Annotated in this window: 14 protein-coding genes; 9 read left to right on the top strand and 5 right to left on the bottom strand. The window is 61.3% G+C overall.

Features of this window, described 5'->3' with window-relative positions; all coding sequences use genetic code 11:
- Positions 1-900, top strand: a complete 900-nt coding sequence (locus tag HU715_RS05375) for a hydroxymethylglutaryl-CoA lyase (RefSeq protein WP_186710032.1) — start codon at positions 1-3, stop codon at positions 898-900.
- 856 nt (positions 901-1756) lie between these two features.
- On the opposite strand, the gene HU715_RS05370 is transcribed toward HU715_RS05375, so the two are convergent.
- Complete coding sequence (locus HU715_RS05370) at positions 1757-3454, bottom strand: AMP-binding protein (RefSeq protein ID WP_186710031.1); 1698 nt, start codon at positions 3452-3454, stop codon at positions 1757-1759.
- A 354-nt stretch (positions 3455-3808) separates the two neighbouring features.
- Between HU715_RS05370 and HU715_RS05365 the strand changes: the two genes are divergently transcribed.
- The 4 genes from HU715_RS05365 (at position 3809) to HU715_RS05350 (ending at position 9452) form a co-directional block, all read left to right on the top strand.
- A complete protein-coding gene (locus tag HU715_RS05365; protein WP_186710030.1) occupies positions 3809-4972 on the top strand; it encodes an isovaleryl-CoA dehydrogenase in 1164 nt (387 codons plus the stop codon).
- Positions 4973-5069: 97 nt separating this feature from the next.
- A complete protein-coding gene (locus HU715_RS05360) occupies positions 5070-6674 on the top strand; it encodes a carboxyl transferase domain-containing protein (RefSeq protein ID WP_186710028.1) in 1605 nt (534 codons plus the stop codon).
- 13 nt (positions 6675-6687) lie between these two features.
- Entirely contained in the window at positions 6688-7506 is an 819-nt protein-coding gene (locus HU715_RS05355; RefSeq protein WP_186710025.1) for a gamma-carboxygeranoyl-CoA hydratase, read from the top strand.
- The gene (locus tag HU715_RS05350; protein WP_186710023.1) at positions 7503-9452 is read left to right on the top strand and encodes an acetyl/propionyl/methylcrotonyl-CoA carboxylase subunit alpha; all 1950 of its coding nucleotides are present in this window, start codon (positions 7503-7505) and stop codon (positions 9450-9452) included. The genes HU715_RS05355 and HU715_RS05350 overlap by 4 nt, the downstream gene beginning before the upstream one ends.
- Before the next feature lie 29 nt (positions 9453-9481).
- On the opposite strand, the gene HU715_RS05345 is transcribed toward HU715_RS05350, so the two are convergent.
- Positions 9482-10129 (bottom strand): LexA family protein, encoded by a 648-nt coding sequence (locus HU715_RS05345; RefSeq protein ID WP_186710021.1) that lies wholly within the window; start codon positions 10127-10129, stop codon positions 9482-9484.
- A 131-nt stretch (positions 10130-10260) separates the two neighbouring features.
- Here HU715_RS05345 and HU715_RS05340 point away from each other — a divergent pair, with 131 nt between their 5' ends.
- Together HU715_RS05340 and HU715_RS05335 are read left to right on the top strand one after the other, a co-directional pair.
- Positions 10261-10602: a DUF6124 family protein gene (locus HU715_RS05340; protein ID WP_186710019.1), complete on the top strand. Its 342-nt coding sequence runs from the start codon at positions 10261-10263 to the stop codon at positions 10600-10602.
- A 495-nt stretch (positions 10603-11097) separates the two neighbouring features.
- The gene (locus HU715_RS05335; protein WP_186710017.1) at positions 11098-12249 is read left to right on the top strand and encodes a M14-type cytosolic carboxypeptidase; all 1152 of its coding nucleotides are present in this window, start codon (positions 11098-11100) and stop codon (positions 12247-12249) included.
- A gap of 179 nt (positions 12250-12428) precedes the next feature.
- Here HU715_RS05335 and HU715_RS05330 read toward each other — a convergent pair whose 3' ends face one another.
- Entirely contained in the window at positions 12429-12965 is a 537-nt protein-coding gene (locus tag HU715_RS05330; protein ID WP_186710015.1) for a cytochrome b, read from the bottom strand.
- Positions 12962-14044, bottom strand: a complete 1083-nt coding sequence (locus tag HU715_RS05325) for a catalase family peroxidase (protein WP_186710014.1) — start codon at positions 14042-14044, stop codon at positions 12962-12964. The genes HU715_RS05330 and HU715_RS05325 overlap by 4 nt, the downstream gene beginning before the upstream one ends.
- 169 nt (positions 14045-14213) lie before the next feature.
- On the opposite strand from HU715_RS05325, the gene HU715_RS05320 reads away from it, so the two are divergent.
- On the top strand, positions 14214-14720 hold the full coding sequence (locus HU715_RS05320; RefSeq protein ID WP_186710013.1) for a sigma-70 family RNA polymerase sigma factor: 507 nt from the start codon (positions 14214-14216) through the stop codon (positions 14718-14720).
- Complete coding sequence (locus HU715_RS05315; protein ID WP_186710012.1) at positions 14717-15469, top strand: anti-sigma factor family protein; 753 nt, start codon at positions 14717-14719, stop codon at positions 15467-15469. The genes HU715_RS05320 and HU715_RS05315 overlap by 4 nt, the downstream gene beginning before the upstream one ends.
- Before the next feature lie 277 nt (positions 15470-15746).
- Here the strand turns inward: HU715_RS05315 and HU715_RS05310 are convergent, their stop codons facing one another.
- The gene (locus tag HU715_RS05310) at positions 15747-16583 is read right to left on the bottom strand and encodes an IclR family transcriptional regulator (protein WP_186710011.1); all 837 of its coding nucleotides are present in this window, start codon (positions 16581-16583) and stop codon (positions 15747-15749) included.
- Between the last annotated feature and the right edge of the window lie 20 nt (positions 16584-16603).

The following is a 16603-nucleotide window of genomic DNA, read 5'->3' as shown; positions in this document are numbered from 1 at the left end:
ATGTCCCTCCCCTCCTTTGTACGCTTGATCGAAGTCGGCCCCCGCGACGGGTTGCAGAATGAAGCCCAGCCCATCAGCGTCGCCGACAAGGTGCGTTTGGTGGACGCCCTGAGCGCCGCCGGCCTGGGTTACATCGAAGTCGGCAGTTTCGTCTCGCCCAAGTGGGTGCCGCAAATGGCCGGGTCCGCCGAGGTGTTCGCGCAGATCCAGCGCAAGCCCGGTGTGACTTATGGCGCCCTGGCGCCCAACCTGCGGGGGTTCGAAGATGCACTGGCGGCGGGCGTAAAAGAAGTGGCGGTGTTCGCTGCCGCGTCCGAAGCATTTTCCCAGCGCAACATCAATTGTTCCATCAAGGAAAGCCTGGAGCGTTTCGCGCCGATCATGGACGCCGCCAGACAGCACGGCGTCAGTGTGCGCGGCTACGTCTCTTGCGTGCTGGGCTGCCCGTATGAAGGGGCGGTCAAGCCTGAGCAGGTCGCGTGGGTCGCTCGGGAGCTGTATGCGATGGGCTGCTACGAAGTCTCCCTGGGTGACACCATCGGCACGGGCACCGCTGGCGCCACCCGCAGGATGTTCGAGGTGGTGGGCGCCGATGTGCCGCGGGACAAACTCGCCGGTCACTTCCACGACACTTACGGCCAGGCTATGGCCAATGTGTACGCCAGCCTGCTGGAAGGCATCGCGGTCTTCGACAGCTCCATCGCCGGCCTCGGCGGCTGCCCGTATGCCAAGGGCGCCAGCGGTAACGTCGCCACCGAAGACGTGCTGTACCTGCTCAATGGCTTGGGTATCGAAACCGGCGTCGACCTGGACGCACTGATCGCCGCGGGCCGGCAGATTTGTGACGTGCTCGGCCGCCCCAGCGGTTCGCGCGTGGCCAAGGCCCGCAACGCACAGTGAGGTGTTACCGCTGGCTTTATAACAGCGGCGAAACGAGTAACACGGAAACAATTTGTCGGGTTTGGTCCGTCAGGTTTTTCAGCCGAAAATCACAACCTATTGATTTGTATAGAATTTTAAAAGTTGGCACGCCACATGCTATATCTCTGGCATAACAAGAATAAAAAAACGCAGCAAACCCAATAAAAACAAGACGAAACGACTCTGACATAACAAAAACAACACGGCAGAGACGCAGCTAACAGATTTTTTTGGAGAAGATGGACTTTTCAGGGTGCTTCCAGAAGCAACCCGCAACCGGGCAGAGAACAATAAAACTACCTTCAGGTAGCTCCCGAATCGGTTGGATCGCAAAGCGAAAAAGCAAATCAGCGCTCAAAAAAATACGTTTGCTCTTGATCCCGGATGGGGATCGCCAAAAACAGCGGTAAAGGGCCACGGCTGCCAATAACAACAACAGGCCGCCCCTCAATAATAAAAAAAGAGCACGCGACGACAAAATTAAAGGGGAGCTTCGGCTCCCCTTTGTGCTGTCTGGGGTTTGGGTTTTGTGGGAGCGAGCCTGCTCGCGAAGGGGCCCGGACAGTCAATATCAATGTCGACTGACACACCGCTTTCGCGAGCAAGCCCGCTCCCACAAGGCAATGCTGTTCACTTAAGGCAATCGACAAACCCGTGGCGAGGGAGCTTGCTCCCGCTGGGCCGCGAAGCGGCCCCAAAACCTCTCAATCGCGGCGTATCAGGCACACCACACCCGCCGGTTTACGACTGCTTCGCAGCCGAGCGGGAGCAAGCTCCCTCGCCACAGGTTCATCATTTTTAAGTGAACGGCATTAGCCCCCACAGGGGATCTTGCTCACCCTTCTCTATCACGCAGTTCTTCGATACTGATCTCGCGCATGCGGAATTTCTGGATTTTGCCAGTGACCGTCATCGGGAACTCTTCAACAAATTTGAAATGACGCGGCGTCTTGAAATGGGCGATGCGTTCCTTGCACCAGGCCTGCAGCGCTTGCTCGGAGGCGCTGTGGCCGGGATGGAACTTGATCCAGGCGACGATTTCCTCGCCATAGCGCGAACACGGAATGCCGATCACTTGCACATCCGCCACCGCCGGATGGGTGAAGAAGAACTCCTCCAGCTCGCGCGGGTAAATATTCTCCCCGCCACGAATGATCATGTCCTTGTTGCGCCCGACGATGCAGACGTAACCCTGTTCGTCCATGGTCGCCAGGTCGCCGGTGTGCATCCAGCCATCCGCGTCGATGGCATCAGCGGTGCCCTTGGGGTTGTTCCAGTAGCCGAGCATCACACTGTAGCCACGGGTACACAATTCGCCGACCGCGCCACGCGGGACGACCTGGCCTGCCTCATCGATAATCTTGCTTTCCAGGTGTGGCTGGGTGCGGCCGACGGTGGTCACCCGCAGCTCCAGCTCGTCTGAAGGACCGGTCTGCAACGACACCGGACTGGTTTCCGTCATGCCGTAGGCAATCTGCACTTCAGCCATGTGCATCTCGTTGATGACCCGCCGCATCACTTCGATCGGACATGTAGCCCCAGCCATGATGCCCGTGCGCAGGCTGGACAGGTCGAAGTCGAGCCGCTGCGGCTGGTCCAGCAGGGCGATGAACATGGTCGGCACGCCATACAGCGCGGTGGCTTTTTCTTCGGCCACGGCTTTTAGCGTCAGCAACGGGTCGAAGGCATCGTTGGGGTAGATCATGGTGCTGCCATGGGTCACACAGCCCAGGTTGCCCATGACCATACCGAAGCAATGGTAGAGCGGCACCGGGATCACCAGCCGGTCGCCAGCCGTCAGGCCCAGGCTTTCGCCGACCATGTAACCGTTGTTGAGAATGTTGTGGTGGCTGAGGGTCGCGCCCTTGGGAAAGCCGGTGGTGCCGGAGGTGTATTGGATATTCACTGGCTGATCGAAGTGCAGGCTGGATTGGCGCTCGGCCAGTTGTCCTGGCGTCACCGCCGCCCCCAGGGCGGCCAGTTGTGACCAAGGCAAAAAGCCTGACGGGGGTTGGGGATCGAGGCTGACTACACCGCGCAAATCCGGCAGGCGTTCGCTCTGCAACTGACCGATCGATTGTTCCGCCAGCTCCGGAGCCAGCGCTTGCAACATGGCGTGGTAATCCGAGGTCTTGAACGCCCCGGCACACACCAGCCATTGGCACCCGGACTGTTTGAGCACGTATTCGAGTTCGGAGACTCGATAGGCCGGATTGATGTTGACCAGAATGACGCCGATCTTCGCACTGGCGAACTGGCTGATGCACCACTGGGCGCAATTGGGCGCCCACACGCCGAGACGGTCGCCGGTTTTCAAGCCCAGCGCCAACAAGGCCCGGGCATGCAGATCGACGGCCTCAGCCAGTTGCCCCCAGGTATAACGCAACGATTGATGACGAACCACCAACGCCTCGCCCTCTGGATGACGGGCCACGGTCTGGTCGAAAACCTCGCCAATGGTTTGCGCCAGCAAGGCCTTGTCCTGCGAGCCGCGGGTGTAGCTGAGCTGCGAATGCGAACCGGTTTGATCCATGACGCCCCCTCTTGTCTTTATTAGTGGGTGTAGCGGTGGAACCTCATGCACGAATGTCGTAGTGGCTGGTAGGAGCTGTGTAGGAGCTGTCGAGTGCAACGAGGCTGCGATCTTTCCCCAGACACTTCAGTCCCAAGCGAAAGATCAAAAGATCGCAGCCTTCGGCAGCTCCTACACGCGCTCGAGCGGGAGCAAGCTCCCTCGCCACAAAAGCTGTTTCAAAACACCCGTACTCTGGCTTAAGTTGACGTTAACGTAAAGGGCGATTGACAGCCTCTCGTCGCAGGCTTACGTTAACGTAAAGGTAGAGCATTTCCCGCTCTCCGCACCCGATAAAAAAGCCAAAGGTGTCCCATGAGCTACCCATCCCTGAATTTTGCCCTCGGCGAAACCATCGACATGTTGCGCGACCAGGTGCAAGCCTTCGTCAAGGCCGAACTGGCGCCTCGCGCAGCGCAGATCGATATCGACAACCTGTTTCCCGCTGACATGTGGCGCAAATTCGGTGACATGGGCCTGCTGGGCATCACCGTACCGGAAGAATACGGCGGCGCTGGCCTGGGCTACCTGGCCCACGTGGTGGCGATGGAAGAAATCAGCCGCGGCTCGGCCTCGGTCGCCCTCTCCTATGGCGCCCATTCCAACCTCTGCGTGAACCAGATCAACCGCAACGGCACTCACGAACAGAAAACCAAGTACCTGCCCAAACTGATCAGCGGCGAACACATCGGCGCCCTGGCGATGAGCGAACCGAACGCCGGCTCCGACGTGGTTTCCATGAAACTGCGGGCCGACAAGCGCGGCGACAAATACGTCCTCAACGGCAGCAAGACCTGGATCACCAACGGCCCCGATGCCAACACCTACGTGATCTACGCCAAGACCGACCTGGAAAAAGGCGCCCACGGCATCACCGCTTTCATCGTCGAGCGCGACTGGAAAGGCTTCAGCCGCAGCAACAAGTTCGACAAGCTCGGCATGCGCGGCTCCAACACGTGCGAGCTGTTTTTCGATGACGTCGAAGTGCCGGAAGAAAACATCCTCGGCGCCCTCAACGGTGGCGTGAAAGTCCTGATGAGCGGCCTCGACTACGAGCGCGTGGTGCTGTCCGGCGGCCCGACCGGGATCATGCAAGCCTGCATGGACCTGATCGTGCCCTACATCCACGACCGCAAACAGTTCGGCCAAAGCATCGGCGAATTCCAGCTGATCCAAGGCAAGGTCGCCGACATGTACACCCAGCTCAACGCCAGCCGCGCCTACCTGTATGCGGTGGCCCAGGCTTGCGAGCGCGGCGAAACCACCCGCAAGGATGCCGCCGGGGTGATCCTCTACAGCGCCGAGCGCGCCACGCAAATGGCCCTCGACGCGATCCAGATCCTGGGGGGCAATGGCTACATCAATGAATTCCCCGCCGGTCGTCTGCTGCGGGACGCCAAGCTGTATGAAATTGGTGCTGGCACCAGTGAGATTCGTCGGATGTTGATCGGCCGCGAACTGTTTAACGAGACGAAATGAATTTCGTCAGTTGCAAGCGACAAGCTCCAAGCGGCAAGAGAAACGCGCTCTGGCTTGCAGCTTGTGGCTTGAAGCTAACAGCTGCTACGGAGTAGCCATGATTCTGCACACTCAGCTCAACCCACGTTCGCCGGAGTTCATCGCCAACCGCGATGCGATGCTCGGACACGTCGAAGCCCTGCGCACCCTGCTCGCGCACATTCGCCAGGGCGGCGGACCCAAGGCTCAGGAACGGCATACTTCGCGAGGCAAATTGCTGCCCCGTGAGCGCATCAACCGATTGCTGGATCCGGGCTCGCCGTTCCTGGAGATCAGTCCATTGGCGGCCCATGAAGTCTATGGCGAAGACGTGCCGGCGGCCGGCGTGATTGCCGGCATTGGCCGCGTGGAAGGCGTCGAATGCATGATTGTCGCCAATGACGCGACGGTCAAAGGTGGCTCCTACTATCCGTTGACGGTGAAAAAACACCTGCGCGCCCAAACCATCGCCCAGCAGAATCGCCTGCCGTGCATTTACCTGGTGGATTCAGGCGGCGCCAACCTGCCGCGCCAGGACGAAGTATTCCCGGACCGCGAGCACTTCGGCCGGATCTTCTTCAACCAAGCCAACATGAGTGCCCTGGGTATCCCGCAGATTGCCGTGGTCATGGGTTCCTGTACCGCTGGCGGCGCTTATGTGCCGGCCATGGCGGACGAGGCGATCATGGTCCGCCAGCAAGCGACGATTTTCCTCGCCGGCCCACCCTTGGTAAAAGCCGCCACCGGTGAAGTGGTCAGCGCCGAAGACTTGGGCGGCGCCGATGTGCACTGCAAGATTTCCGGCGTGGCGGATCACTATGCCGACAGCGACGAACATGCCCTGGCCCTGGCCCGGCGCAGCGTGGCCAACCTCAATTGGCGCAAACTCGGTGAGTTGCAGCATCGCCAGCCCATCGCCCCGCTGTATTGCAGCGATGAGCTGTACGGCGTGGTGTCGGCCGATGCCAAGCAGCCGTTCGATGTGCGGGAAGTAATCGCGCGCCTGGTGGACGGTTCGGTGTTCGATGAGTTCAAGGCGCTGTTCGGCACGACCCTGGTGTGCGGTTTCGCTCATTTGCACGGCTACCCGATCGCAATCCTGGCCAACAATGGCATCCTCTTCGCCGAGGCCGCGCAGAAAGGCGCGCATTTCATCGAACTGGCCTGTCAGCGCGGGATCCCGTTGCTGTTCTTGCAGAACATCACCGGTTTCATGGTCGGGCAGAAATACGAAGCCGGTGGCATCGCCAAGCACGGCGCAAAACTGGTGACCGCGGTGGCCTGCGCCAAGGTGCCGAAATTCACCGTGATCATCGGCGGCAGTTTCGGCGCGGGCAACTACGGCATGTGCGGCCGCGCCTATGATCCACGGTTCCTGTGGATGTGGCCAAACGCGCGAATTGGCGTGATGGGGGCCGAGCAGGCGGCCGGCGTGCTGGTGCAAGTCAAGCGTGAACAAGCCGAACGCAGTGGCCAGCCCTTCAGCGCCGAGCAGGAAGCCGAGATCAAACAACCGATCCTCGATCAGTACGAAGAACAGGGTCACCCCTATTACTCCAGCGCACGGCTGTGGGACGACGGCGTCATCGACCCGGCCCAGACCCGCGATGTACTGGGCCTGGCCTTGTCCGCGTCACTGAACGCGCCTATCGAACCGAGCCGCTTCGGCGTGTTCCGGATGTAAACGGGGAATGACCATGGAAAACTTCAACACCCTCGAACTGCACACCGACCCGCGGGGCGTCGCCACCCTGTGGCTCAGTCGCGAGTCGAAGAACAACGCGTTCAACGCCGAAATGATCCGCGAACTGATCCTCGCCCTGGACCACGTCGGCAGCGATCCAAACCTGCGTTTCCTGCTGATCCGCGGTCGCGGCAAGCATTTCAGCGCCGGCGCCGACCTGGCCTGGATGCAGCAATCGGCTGAGCTCGACTACCACACCAACCTCGATGACGCCCGGGAACTGGCGGAGCTGATGTACAACCTCGCCAAACTGAAGATTCCTACGCTGGCTGTCGTCCAGGGTGCGGCGTTCGGTGGCGCGCTGGGGCTTATCAGTGCCTGTGACATGGCCATTGGCGCCAATGAAGCACAGTTTTGCCTGTCGGAAGTGCGCATTGGTCTGGCCCCGGCAGTGATCAGCCCGTTCGTGGTGCAAGCCATCGGCGAGCGGGCGGCGCGTCGCTATGCGCTGACAGCGGAACGTTTCGACGGGCAGCGTGCGAAAGAGATCGGTTTGCTGTCGGAAAGTTACCCAGTCGAGACCCTGGACCAGCAGGTCGAACAATGGATCGACAACCTGTTGCTCAACAGCCCGGCGGCCATGCGCGCCAGCAAGGAACTGCTGCGTGAAGTCGGCAACGGCGCCCTGACCCCGGCGCTGCGACGCTATACCGAAAACGCCATCGCCCGCATCCGCGTCAGCGCGGAGGGCCAGGAAGGCCTGCGGGCCTTTCTGCAAAAGCGTGCGCCGAACTGGCAAGCCGAATCGAATAACAAGGAGTCGCGTCGATGAGCGCCCCTGCCCTCACTACGTTGCTGGTGGCCAACCGCGGCGAAATCGCCTGCCGCGTGATGCGCACCGCCAAGGCCATGGGCCTGACCACCGTTGCGGTCCACAGCGCCACCGACCGTGATGCCCGCCACAGCCGTGAAGCCGACATTCGCGTGGACCTGGGCGGCAGCAAGGCTGCCGACAGTTACCTGCAAATCGATAAATTGATCGCCGCGGCCAAAGCCAGCGGTGCCCAAGCCATCCATCCCGGTTATGGCTTTCTGTCCGAGAACGCCGGGTTCGCCCGGGCGATTGAAAGCGCCGGGCTGATCTTCCTCGGTCCACCGGCCTCGGCCATCGACGCCATGGGCAGCAAATCGGCGGCCAAGACGTTGATGGAGACCGCCGGAGTGCCGCTGGTGCCCGGCTATCACGGCGAATCCCAGGACCTGGAGACCTTTCGCGACGCCGCCGAGCGCATCGGCTACCCGGTATTGCTCAAGGCCACCGCCGGCGGTGGCGGCAAGGGCATGAAAGTCGTCGAGGACGTCAACCAACTGGCCGAAGCCCTGGCCTCGGCCCAGCGCGAGGCGCAGTCCTCGTTTGGCGACTCACGGATGCTGGTGGAAAAATACCTGCTCAAGCCACGCCATGTGGAAATCCAAGTATTTGCCGACCAACACGGCAGCTGCCTGTACCTCAACGAGCGCGATTGCTCGATCCAGCGCCGCCACCAGAAAGTCGTGGAAGAAGCCCCCGCGCCCGGCCTGACCCCGCAACTGCGCCGGGCCATGGGTGAAGCCGCCGTGCGCGCGGCCCAGGCGATCGGTTATGTCGGGGCCGGTACGGTGGAGTTCCTGCTGGATGCCCGGGGCGAATTTTTCTTCATGGAGATGAACACCCGGTTGCAGGTCGAGCATCCGGTCACCGAAGCGATCACTGGACTGGACCTGGTGGCCTGGCAGATTCGCGTGGCCCAAGGCGAGCCATTGCCGCTCACTCAGGCGCAAGTACCGCTGCGCGGCCACGCCATCGAAGTGCGGTTGTATGCCGAAGACCCGGCCAACGATTTCCTGCCCGCCACCGGGCGGCTGGGGTTGTATCGCGAATCGGCCGACGGGCCGGGGCGGCGAGTCGACAGCGGGGTTGAAGAAGGCGATGAAATCTCGCCGTTCTACGACCCGATGCTCGGCAAGCTGATCGCCTGGGGTGAAGACCGCGAGCAGGCGCGCTTGCGACTGTTGAGCATGCTCGACGAATTTGCCATTGGCGGGCTGAAGACCAACATCGGCTTTCTGCGACGGATCATCGCCCACCCCGCCTTCGCAACGGCGGAACTGGACACCGGATTTATCCCACGTTACCAGACGCAATTACTGCCAGAGCCCGGCGAATTGGATGACGCGTTCTGGCTCGCCGCCGCCCAAGGGTTCGCCTTGAGCCTGACCCCGCGTGTACGCGGCGATGATGCCGAATCACCCTGGGCCAGCACCACCGGGTTGCGTCTGGGGCTGCCCAGGGAAACCACCTTGCACCTGAGCTGCGAAGGCCAGGATCGCGCATTGACGCTGGACGGCACCGTCTGTCGCGCGGAACTCAAGGGTGAGCAACTGACGGTCGAGCACCACGGCCTGCGCCGCAGCCACCGGGCCATTCGCCAGGGCGACAGCTTGTACCTGCAATGGCAAGGTGACCTGCACCGGATCGACCTGTACGACCCGCTGGCCGCCGCCGACGCCAGCCACAGCCATCAAGGCGGCCTGGTGGCGCCCATGAACGGCAGCATCGTGCGGGTCTTGGTGAATGTCGGCCAGACAGTGGAGGCCGGGGCTCAACTGGTGGTGCTGGAGGCCATGAAAATGGAGCACAGCATTCGTGCGCCCCAAGCTGGCGTGATCAAGGCGCTGTACTGCCAGGAAGGTGAAATGGTCAGCGAAGGCAGCGCCCTGGTGGCGTTCGAAGAATAGGCATCGGCCCGCTCCCAGGGCCGATCCAGTCAGAACCTGATGGTGGCCTGCACCACCACACCGATGATGCGGCATTGCTCGGTGTACAGGTTTTTCGGGTACGTCGGATTGAGCGGAACCAGGTAACGCTGCCCGCTCTCTTCGATCAATTTGCGAAAGGTCGCGTCACTGCTACCGGGCAGGCAAGCGACCACCAATTTGCCGGGCACCGCCTCGATGGCCGGGTCCACCAGGATCGACATGCCCTCGGGAATGCTCAACCCGTTGGGTGCGGTCATCGCATCACCCACCACCACCAGCCAGAATGCATCGCCCAGGGCGTGGTAGTCCGTCAGTTCGTAGCGCGCCTGGCTGTAGGCGCCAGGATCACCTTCACGAATTTCGCCCACCTCGTGCCACTCACTGACCGGGTAACGGAAGTACGGGTTGTACTTCTGCGCCAGGGCCATGCCTTCTTCGGTGGAGGTGTCCGGCTCGCGGATCACCATCGCCACTTCCAGAAACTCCAGCCCCAGCTCCCGCAGGACCCGGTTCATGTCGTCGACACTGGGCTGCCGGCGCTTGGTCAGCCAATGACCGACACCGCCCTGGGACATGCCCAACCGCTCTGCGAGCACCACTTGCGTGATGTGCAGCTCCTTCATCTTGGCCTTGACCAACTCTATCCATTTATCCATGTGCGGCACGATACGTGGGTGACCCCGACCCTCAAAACACAAATTGTAGTATTTAAATTGTCGTCACAATTACGGTAAGTACTATTCTGGGTTCAGGAGTTCAGCCCCCACACACGGAGATTTTCATCACCATGGACACACCCAATACAGACCAGCCCAGCAGCCCTTTCGATGGCACATTCCCTTCACTGCAGGATTGCCCGGCGGCCAAACGCGCCCTCGACTACTACTTGAAACCAAGTGTTTCACCAGCCCAGGCAGAACATCGCTTCTTCGAGGTCAGCCGCAGTGTCAACGCGGAAGAAGCCCTTGTCCACGCCTGCGACCTGTTGCGCTGCGCAGCGGCGACCGCCCATGAGTCGGCCAGCCAGTTGGAGGGTTCGAGTCGTGACCTGGCGTTTTCGGTGGTGCACATGATCGATCTGGTCAAGGTGATGCTCGACCGATCCCTGGATGGCTACCCTACTCGCTAGCGGTAACCCTTTGGAATGTCGTCGCGAATGCGGACGAAGAGAAAAAATTTCCAATCGATGCGATCAAATCATTTGACTTCCAAATGATAATGATTATTATTGCATCAGCTGGTCGCGAGATCAGTCGATAGGCCAGAAGACCTTAGGTCGGACTTCTGGAATATCTCCTCATCAGGCTAATCACGGTTTTTGACCCGGCTTTTTGCCGGGTCTTTTTTTGCCGAGTTTTCGGCTTATGTCTTCAGGCTAATGAAGTCTTTCAGGGTGCTGCCAATTCGATGGCGGCGATCATAACAAATGAATATCTGTTTACAAGAGTCCCCTCGCCACACAGGCGAAAACTATCGGCAACCAGCACTTGAGAATCAATTGCAGACTCTCTAAGCTGGCTCCGCGTCCAGGGAGGACGCCCCCCTCCTTTACCTGATGCAAATCGTCCCGGTTTCGTCTTTCTTGCGTGTAAAGTAACGGTCATGAAAATCCTTTCCAGGAACCGTGACCGTGGCTAAATCTTCCTTTGATATCAGTGCCAATTTCGACAGCGGCAACATCGAGGTCGTCGACATCAGCAACCCGTTGCAGTCGTTGCTCAAGATCAGGCCCGACACCCGCAGCGCCCATTTCCAGTGGTTCCATTTCAAGGCCAGCGGCTTGCACGTCGGCCAGGAATATTCCTTCCGCCTGCTCAACGCCAGTCAATCGTCCTATAACAAGGCCTGGACGGGCTACCAGACCGTTGCTTCCTACGATCACGTCAATTGGTTCCGCATTCCGACCCAGTTTGAAGGCGACGCCCTGCGCTTTCACCTGGAGGCCGAGCAGCCCCACGCCTGGTTCGCCTACTTCGAACCCTACAGCCGTGGCCGTCATGACTGGCTGATCGAGCAAGCACAGCACAAGGCCGGCACCGAGCTATTGGCGGTCGGTAAAAGCGTCGAAGGCCGGGACATTCAACTGCTGCGCAAGGGCAGCGGCGCCGAAGGCCGGCGCAAAGTCTGGATCATCGCCCAGCAGCACCCCGGCGAGCACATGGCCGAATGGTTCATGGAAGGCGTGATCGAACGCCTCCAACAGCATGACGATGCGCAACTGAACCGGTTGCTCGCCAAGGCCGATCTGTACCTGGTGCCGAACATGAATCCGGACGGTGCCTTCCATGGTCACCTGCGGACCAACGCGATGGGCCAGGACCTCAACCGTGCCTGGCAGAACGCCAGTCCGGAAATCAGCCCTGAGGTCTTTTTCGTCCAGCAGCAAATGGAAAAGTATGGCGTCGATCTGTTTCTCGATGCGCACGGCGATGAGGAAATCCCCCACGTCTTCACTGCCGGTTGCGAAGGTAACCCGGGCTACACGCCACGCATCGCCGAGCTCGAAGAGCGCTTTCGCAGCCAACTCAAGCACCAGACCAAAGACTTCCAGACCGCTCACGGCTACACCCGCGACGAACCGGGCCAGGCCAACATGACCCTGGCCTGTAACGCAGTCGGGCAGAAATATGACTGCCTGTCCCTGACCCTGGAAATGCCATTCAAGGACCACGACGATCACCCGAACCCGATCACCGGCTGGTCCGGTAAACGCTCGATGCAACTGGGCAAGGATGTGTTGAGCACCATCGAGGCCATGGTTGACGAATTGCGCTGAGCCAACGACCTGATCATCTCCCTAGTCGAAGGTGAACACCTGTGGCGAGGGAGCTTGCTCCCGCTCGGCGGCGCAGCCGTCGTAAAACCGGCTGACACAATCTGCCTGGAAGATTGCGTCAGCCCATTTGGGGCGGCTGCGCCACCCAGCGGGAGCAAGCTCCCTCGCCACAGGGTTCATCAACCCTTGCCGCGCAACATACTGTCCAACACCTCATCCCGGCGCACCCACGCGTGAAACAGCGCCGCCGCCAAATGCACCAGCACAGTCACGAATAACAAATAAGCCAGGTACCCATGGGCCTTGCGCAGCAGCGCGAACGTCTGGGCGTGGGCAGGCAGGATCGAAGGCAGTTGCAACGAGTCGCTGAGCATCACCGGGTCCCCCGCCGCCGAAATCATGCCCCAGCCCAACAGCGGCAGGATCAGCATCAAGGCGTACAACAACACATGGGAAGCGTTTGCCGCCAGCACTTGCCAGCCCGGCAGATCGGCCGGCAGCGGCGGTTGACGAGTGGTAAAGCGCACCAGCAGACGGACGATCACCAGCAGCAAAATCGCGATGCCCAATGGCTTGTGCAATTGCAGCAGCCATTCATGGCGTTCGGACACCGAGGCGACCATGCCCGCTCCGATAAACAGCATGGCGATGATCATCAGTGCCATCAGCCAGTGGAGCAGTCGAGCCAGCGGAACAAAGTGACGAGGGGCGCTCATGGGCGGGACTCCTGGGTGGCGGGCAATTGGCTCACTTCGCTGGTACGGCGCAGATAGGAACTGGCATAGGCGGCGGAGCGCGCGACCAGCAACGGATCGTCAGAACCTTCGATCCCTTGGGGCAGGATCAGCGGGTCATAGTTGATGTCGCGGCATTCGCCGTTGTCCTGGGCCTGGGTGCGCTCCAGCACCAGCGTGCCGGCATTGAGCACCTTGCGGTCAGCGGGCCAGGCCTTGCTGGCGTCGTTCACCGGATCCCCCGGGTTGGCCAGGGTGATATTCAACTGCCAACGCAACGGCCCGGCGGCAAGACGCTTCGCCAAGTCTTGTTCGAGAAAGTCGGCGCCCTGGGGCGGCGTCGCATCGGCGGCGTCCTGGCTCAGCGGCACCACGCCCCAGCGAACGGCCTGGCGCTGCCCAGCGGGGTTGACCAGATAGAACGCGTTAATGCCGTTGTAGGTTTCGGTGGCATAGCTGGCCGACGGCTTGGCGGTCTTGATCCATTGCAGGAACGGCACCGCTTCGGGGTGCGCGGCAAAAAACGCCGGCACGGCCGCAGGGTTCGGTTTTCCAGTGGCAGGGTCCGGCGACTGGGCTTGCTGGAATTGGTAGAACGCTTCGACCGTGCCCACCGGAAACACCGGCATGCTGTTCATGCCGGTGCGCCATTGTTGGCCGTTGGCCTGGGTAAAACGCAGCGCCAGGCTGCGAATCGGCACACTGCCGTCCGGCGCATAGGGGTTGCCACTGGGCAAGGCGAAACGCCCCACCACTGGTGTTTGCGGCTGCGTGAACACCTGGGCGCTGGAATAGGCGCTGGCCTCGCCCGTGCTTTGGAAATAGCCCGCGACACAGACGCCTTTGGAGTGGTTGCGTCGAAAGCCCGGATGCATGCCATTGTTTTTTTCCAGGACATTGACCAGCGCGTCCGGCGTCAAGCGCTGCGGGTCGAGGCTGCCATTGACGTAGGCAAATGCCCCGGCCAGCGCGGCAACAATCACCGCGATGCCGCTCAGGCGCAGGGTCAGGGCGGCGGCACTCAAGGGGCGCCGGCTCGACGAGGGTGAAGGATCAACCATGAGAAAGCTCCAGGGGCGCGAGGCCATTCGTTGGAAAGGACCCGTCAGACGAAGGCCCGCCAGGTTTATTCCCACGCCTCGTATTTATTTTTCCTGCACTGGAATAATCTCGTTCGCGGGGCGTCTTTCCAGTCCCGGTGCAGTGACTGCCCACAGAAACCACACTTTCATGAACACACTCGACGAACAGTTGCGCGAACTCATCCCCAGGCTACGGCGTTTTGCCGTGTCGCTGACGCGCAACCCGAGCAACGCCGACGACCTGGTGCAGATGTGCCTGGAACGGGCGTTGTCCAAATGGAACGACAAGCGCCCGGACGGCGATCTGCGGGCCTGGCTGTTTTCGATCCTGTATCGGCAGTTTCTCGACGGCCATCGCCGCTCCCGACGGTATGCGCGCATGCTGGAGTATTTCACCGGCCGCGACGACGCCCACCCTTCGGCCGAGCGCAGCGTGATCGCGCAATCGTCCCTGCAAGCCTTCGATCAGCTCACGACGGAACAGCGCGCGCTGTTGCTCTGGGTGTCGGTGGAAGGCTTGAGTTACCAGCAAGTCGCCGACATCCTCGGCGTACCGACCGGCACGGTGATGTCGCGCCTGTCCCGCGCCCGCCAGGCCCTGCGCCAACTCAGCGACGGCGAAATCACCCGCCCTACCCTGCGGATACTCAAATGATCAGCATGCCCCCCAGCGACAGCGACCTGCACGCCTACGTCGATCGCCAACTGAGCGAGACCGACCAGCGCCTGGTCGAGACCTACCTGGCCAACCAGCCTGAAGTCGCGGCCCGGGTCCGCGCCTGGCAACAGGACGCGCAGCATTTGCGCACGGCCCTGAGCGGCGCCTTGCAACAGCCATCCAACCCGGACCTCGACCCGGCCATGATTCGCCAGCGCCTGAAACATCGCTCCCGCCGCCACTTGGCCAACGCCGCGGTGTTGCTGCTGGCCGTCAGCGTGGGTGGCTTCGGTGGCTGGCAGGCGCGGCAGATGACCCTGCTCAGCGCCGCCGCCCCCATGGGCGATGCCCTGCAGGCGTACCGGTTGATTGCTCAGCAGGGCATCCTCCCAGCCGACTACCAGAGCGGCGACGAACAGCACATGCAAGACTGGCTCGACCGTTACTTCACTCAGGCCGACCGGCTGCCCGACCTGTCCAGCGCCGGGTTCAAGCCGGTCAGCGGGCGCTTGCTCAGCACCGAGCAAGGCGCGGCGGCGATGGTGGTCTATCAGGATCCGAGCGGTCAGAAGATCAGCTTCTACGTGCGCCCTCCCGGCCCGAAGAATTTCCTGCTGCCCCGGGGCAGTCGCCGCGATGGCGAGCTGCAGGCCGAGTACTGGTCCGGGCCGGGCTACAACTATGCGATGGTCATACCGAGTGATACGCCGACGACGCAGCGGCTCAAGCAGACCTTGAATTTCTAAGCCCCCTGGCCAATGGGAAATCTCTGTGGGAGCGGGCTTGCTCGCGAAGACGGTGTGTCAGGCGACATCACCTCGGCAGATACACCGCCTTCGCGAGCAAGCCCGCTCCCACGAGTAAACAGCGGCGTGCACAAAATCCACGTCCATCACACATCCAATGTGGGAGCGAACCTGCTCGCGATGGCGGTAGTTCAATTAAAGATGATGTCGACTGTCACACCGCTATCGCGAGCAGGCTCGCTCCCACAGGGAACGTCAACTGCTCTTGAGTGTGTATTCACCCCTGCCCAAACACCTGCGAAGGCCTTCGCAGCAACGGGTCGAACGGGTTGATTCGCGGTCCGATCAGGGCGGCTTCGCGCTTGAGCATTTCCACCACCGTCGGCAGGCGATCCGGCCCGAGCCGGTCGCTGATCGTCGCCACGCTCAATGCCGCCACGGCCCGGCCATCACGGTCGAGAATCGGCACGGCCACCCCGGCCATGCCCTGCAATACGCCGGTGTTGCGTCCGGCGTAGCCCAGCGCGCGCACGTTCTCCACTTCCGTGCGCAGGAAAACTTCGTCGTACAAATGGAAATCCTTGAGCCGGGGCAGGTTGTATTGAATCACCGTGTCGCGCTCTTCTTCCGGAAGGAACGCCAGGATCGCCAGGCTGCCCTGCCCCACGCCCAACGCCACGCGGCCACCGATGTCGCCGGTGAATGTGCGAATCGGAAACGGCCCCTCGCTGCGGTCCAGGCAGATGGCATCGAAACCACTGCGGGCGAGCAAAAACAGCGAGTCCCCCAAGGACGCCGACAACCGCAGCATGGCCGGGCGCACCAGCTCGCGCAGGTTGCCGGTGTTCCCGGCCCGGGCCGCCAGGGCGAAAAAATCCAAGCTCAGGCGATAGCGTTTGCTGCGCGCGTCCTGCTCGACCATGCCCTCGTCCATCAGGCTGCGCAGCAGGCGATGTGTGGTGGGCTGGGACAGGCCGATGCGCTGGGCCAGTTGCGTCACCCGTTCACCGCTCTCCACCGTGTCGCCCAAGCTGCGCAACACGGCAAACAGCCTGGAGACTGCGCCGACACCGACTTCGCCTTTCTCATTATTCCGATCAGTGGAATTATTCATCTATTTTCTCATTACTCAAT

Source organism: Pseudomonas zanjanensis, assembly GCF_014268745.2.
In the GTDB taxonomy this organism is placed as follows: Bacteria; Pseudomonadota; Gammaproteobacteria; order Pseudomonadales; family Pseudomonadaceae; genus Aquipseudomonas; species Aquipseudomonas zanjanensis.
Note: the sequence above shows the minus strand (reverse complement) of the source record. Positions and strands in the feature narration are given on the sequence as shown.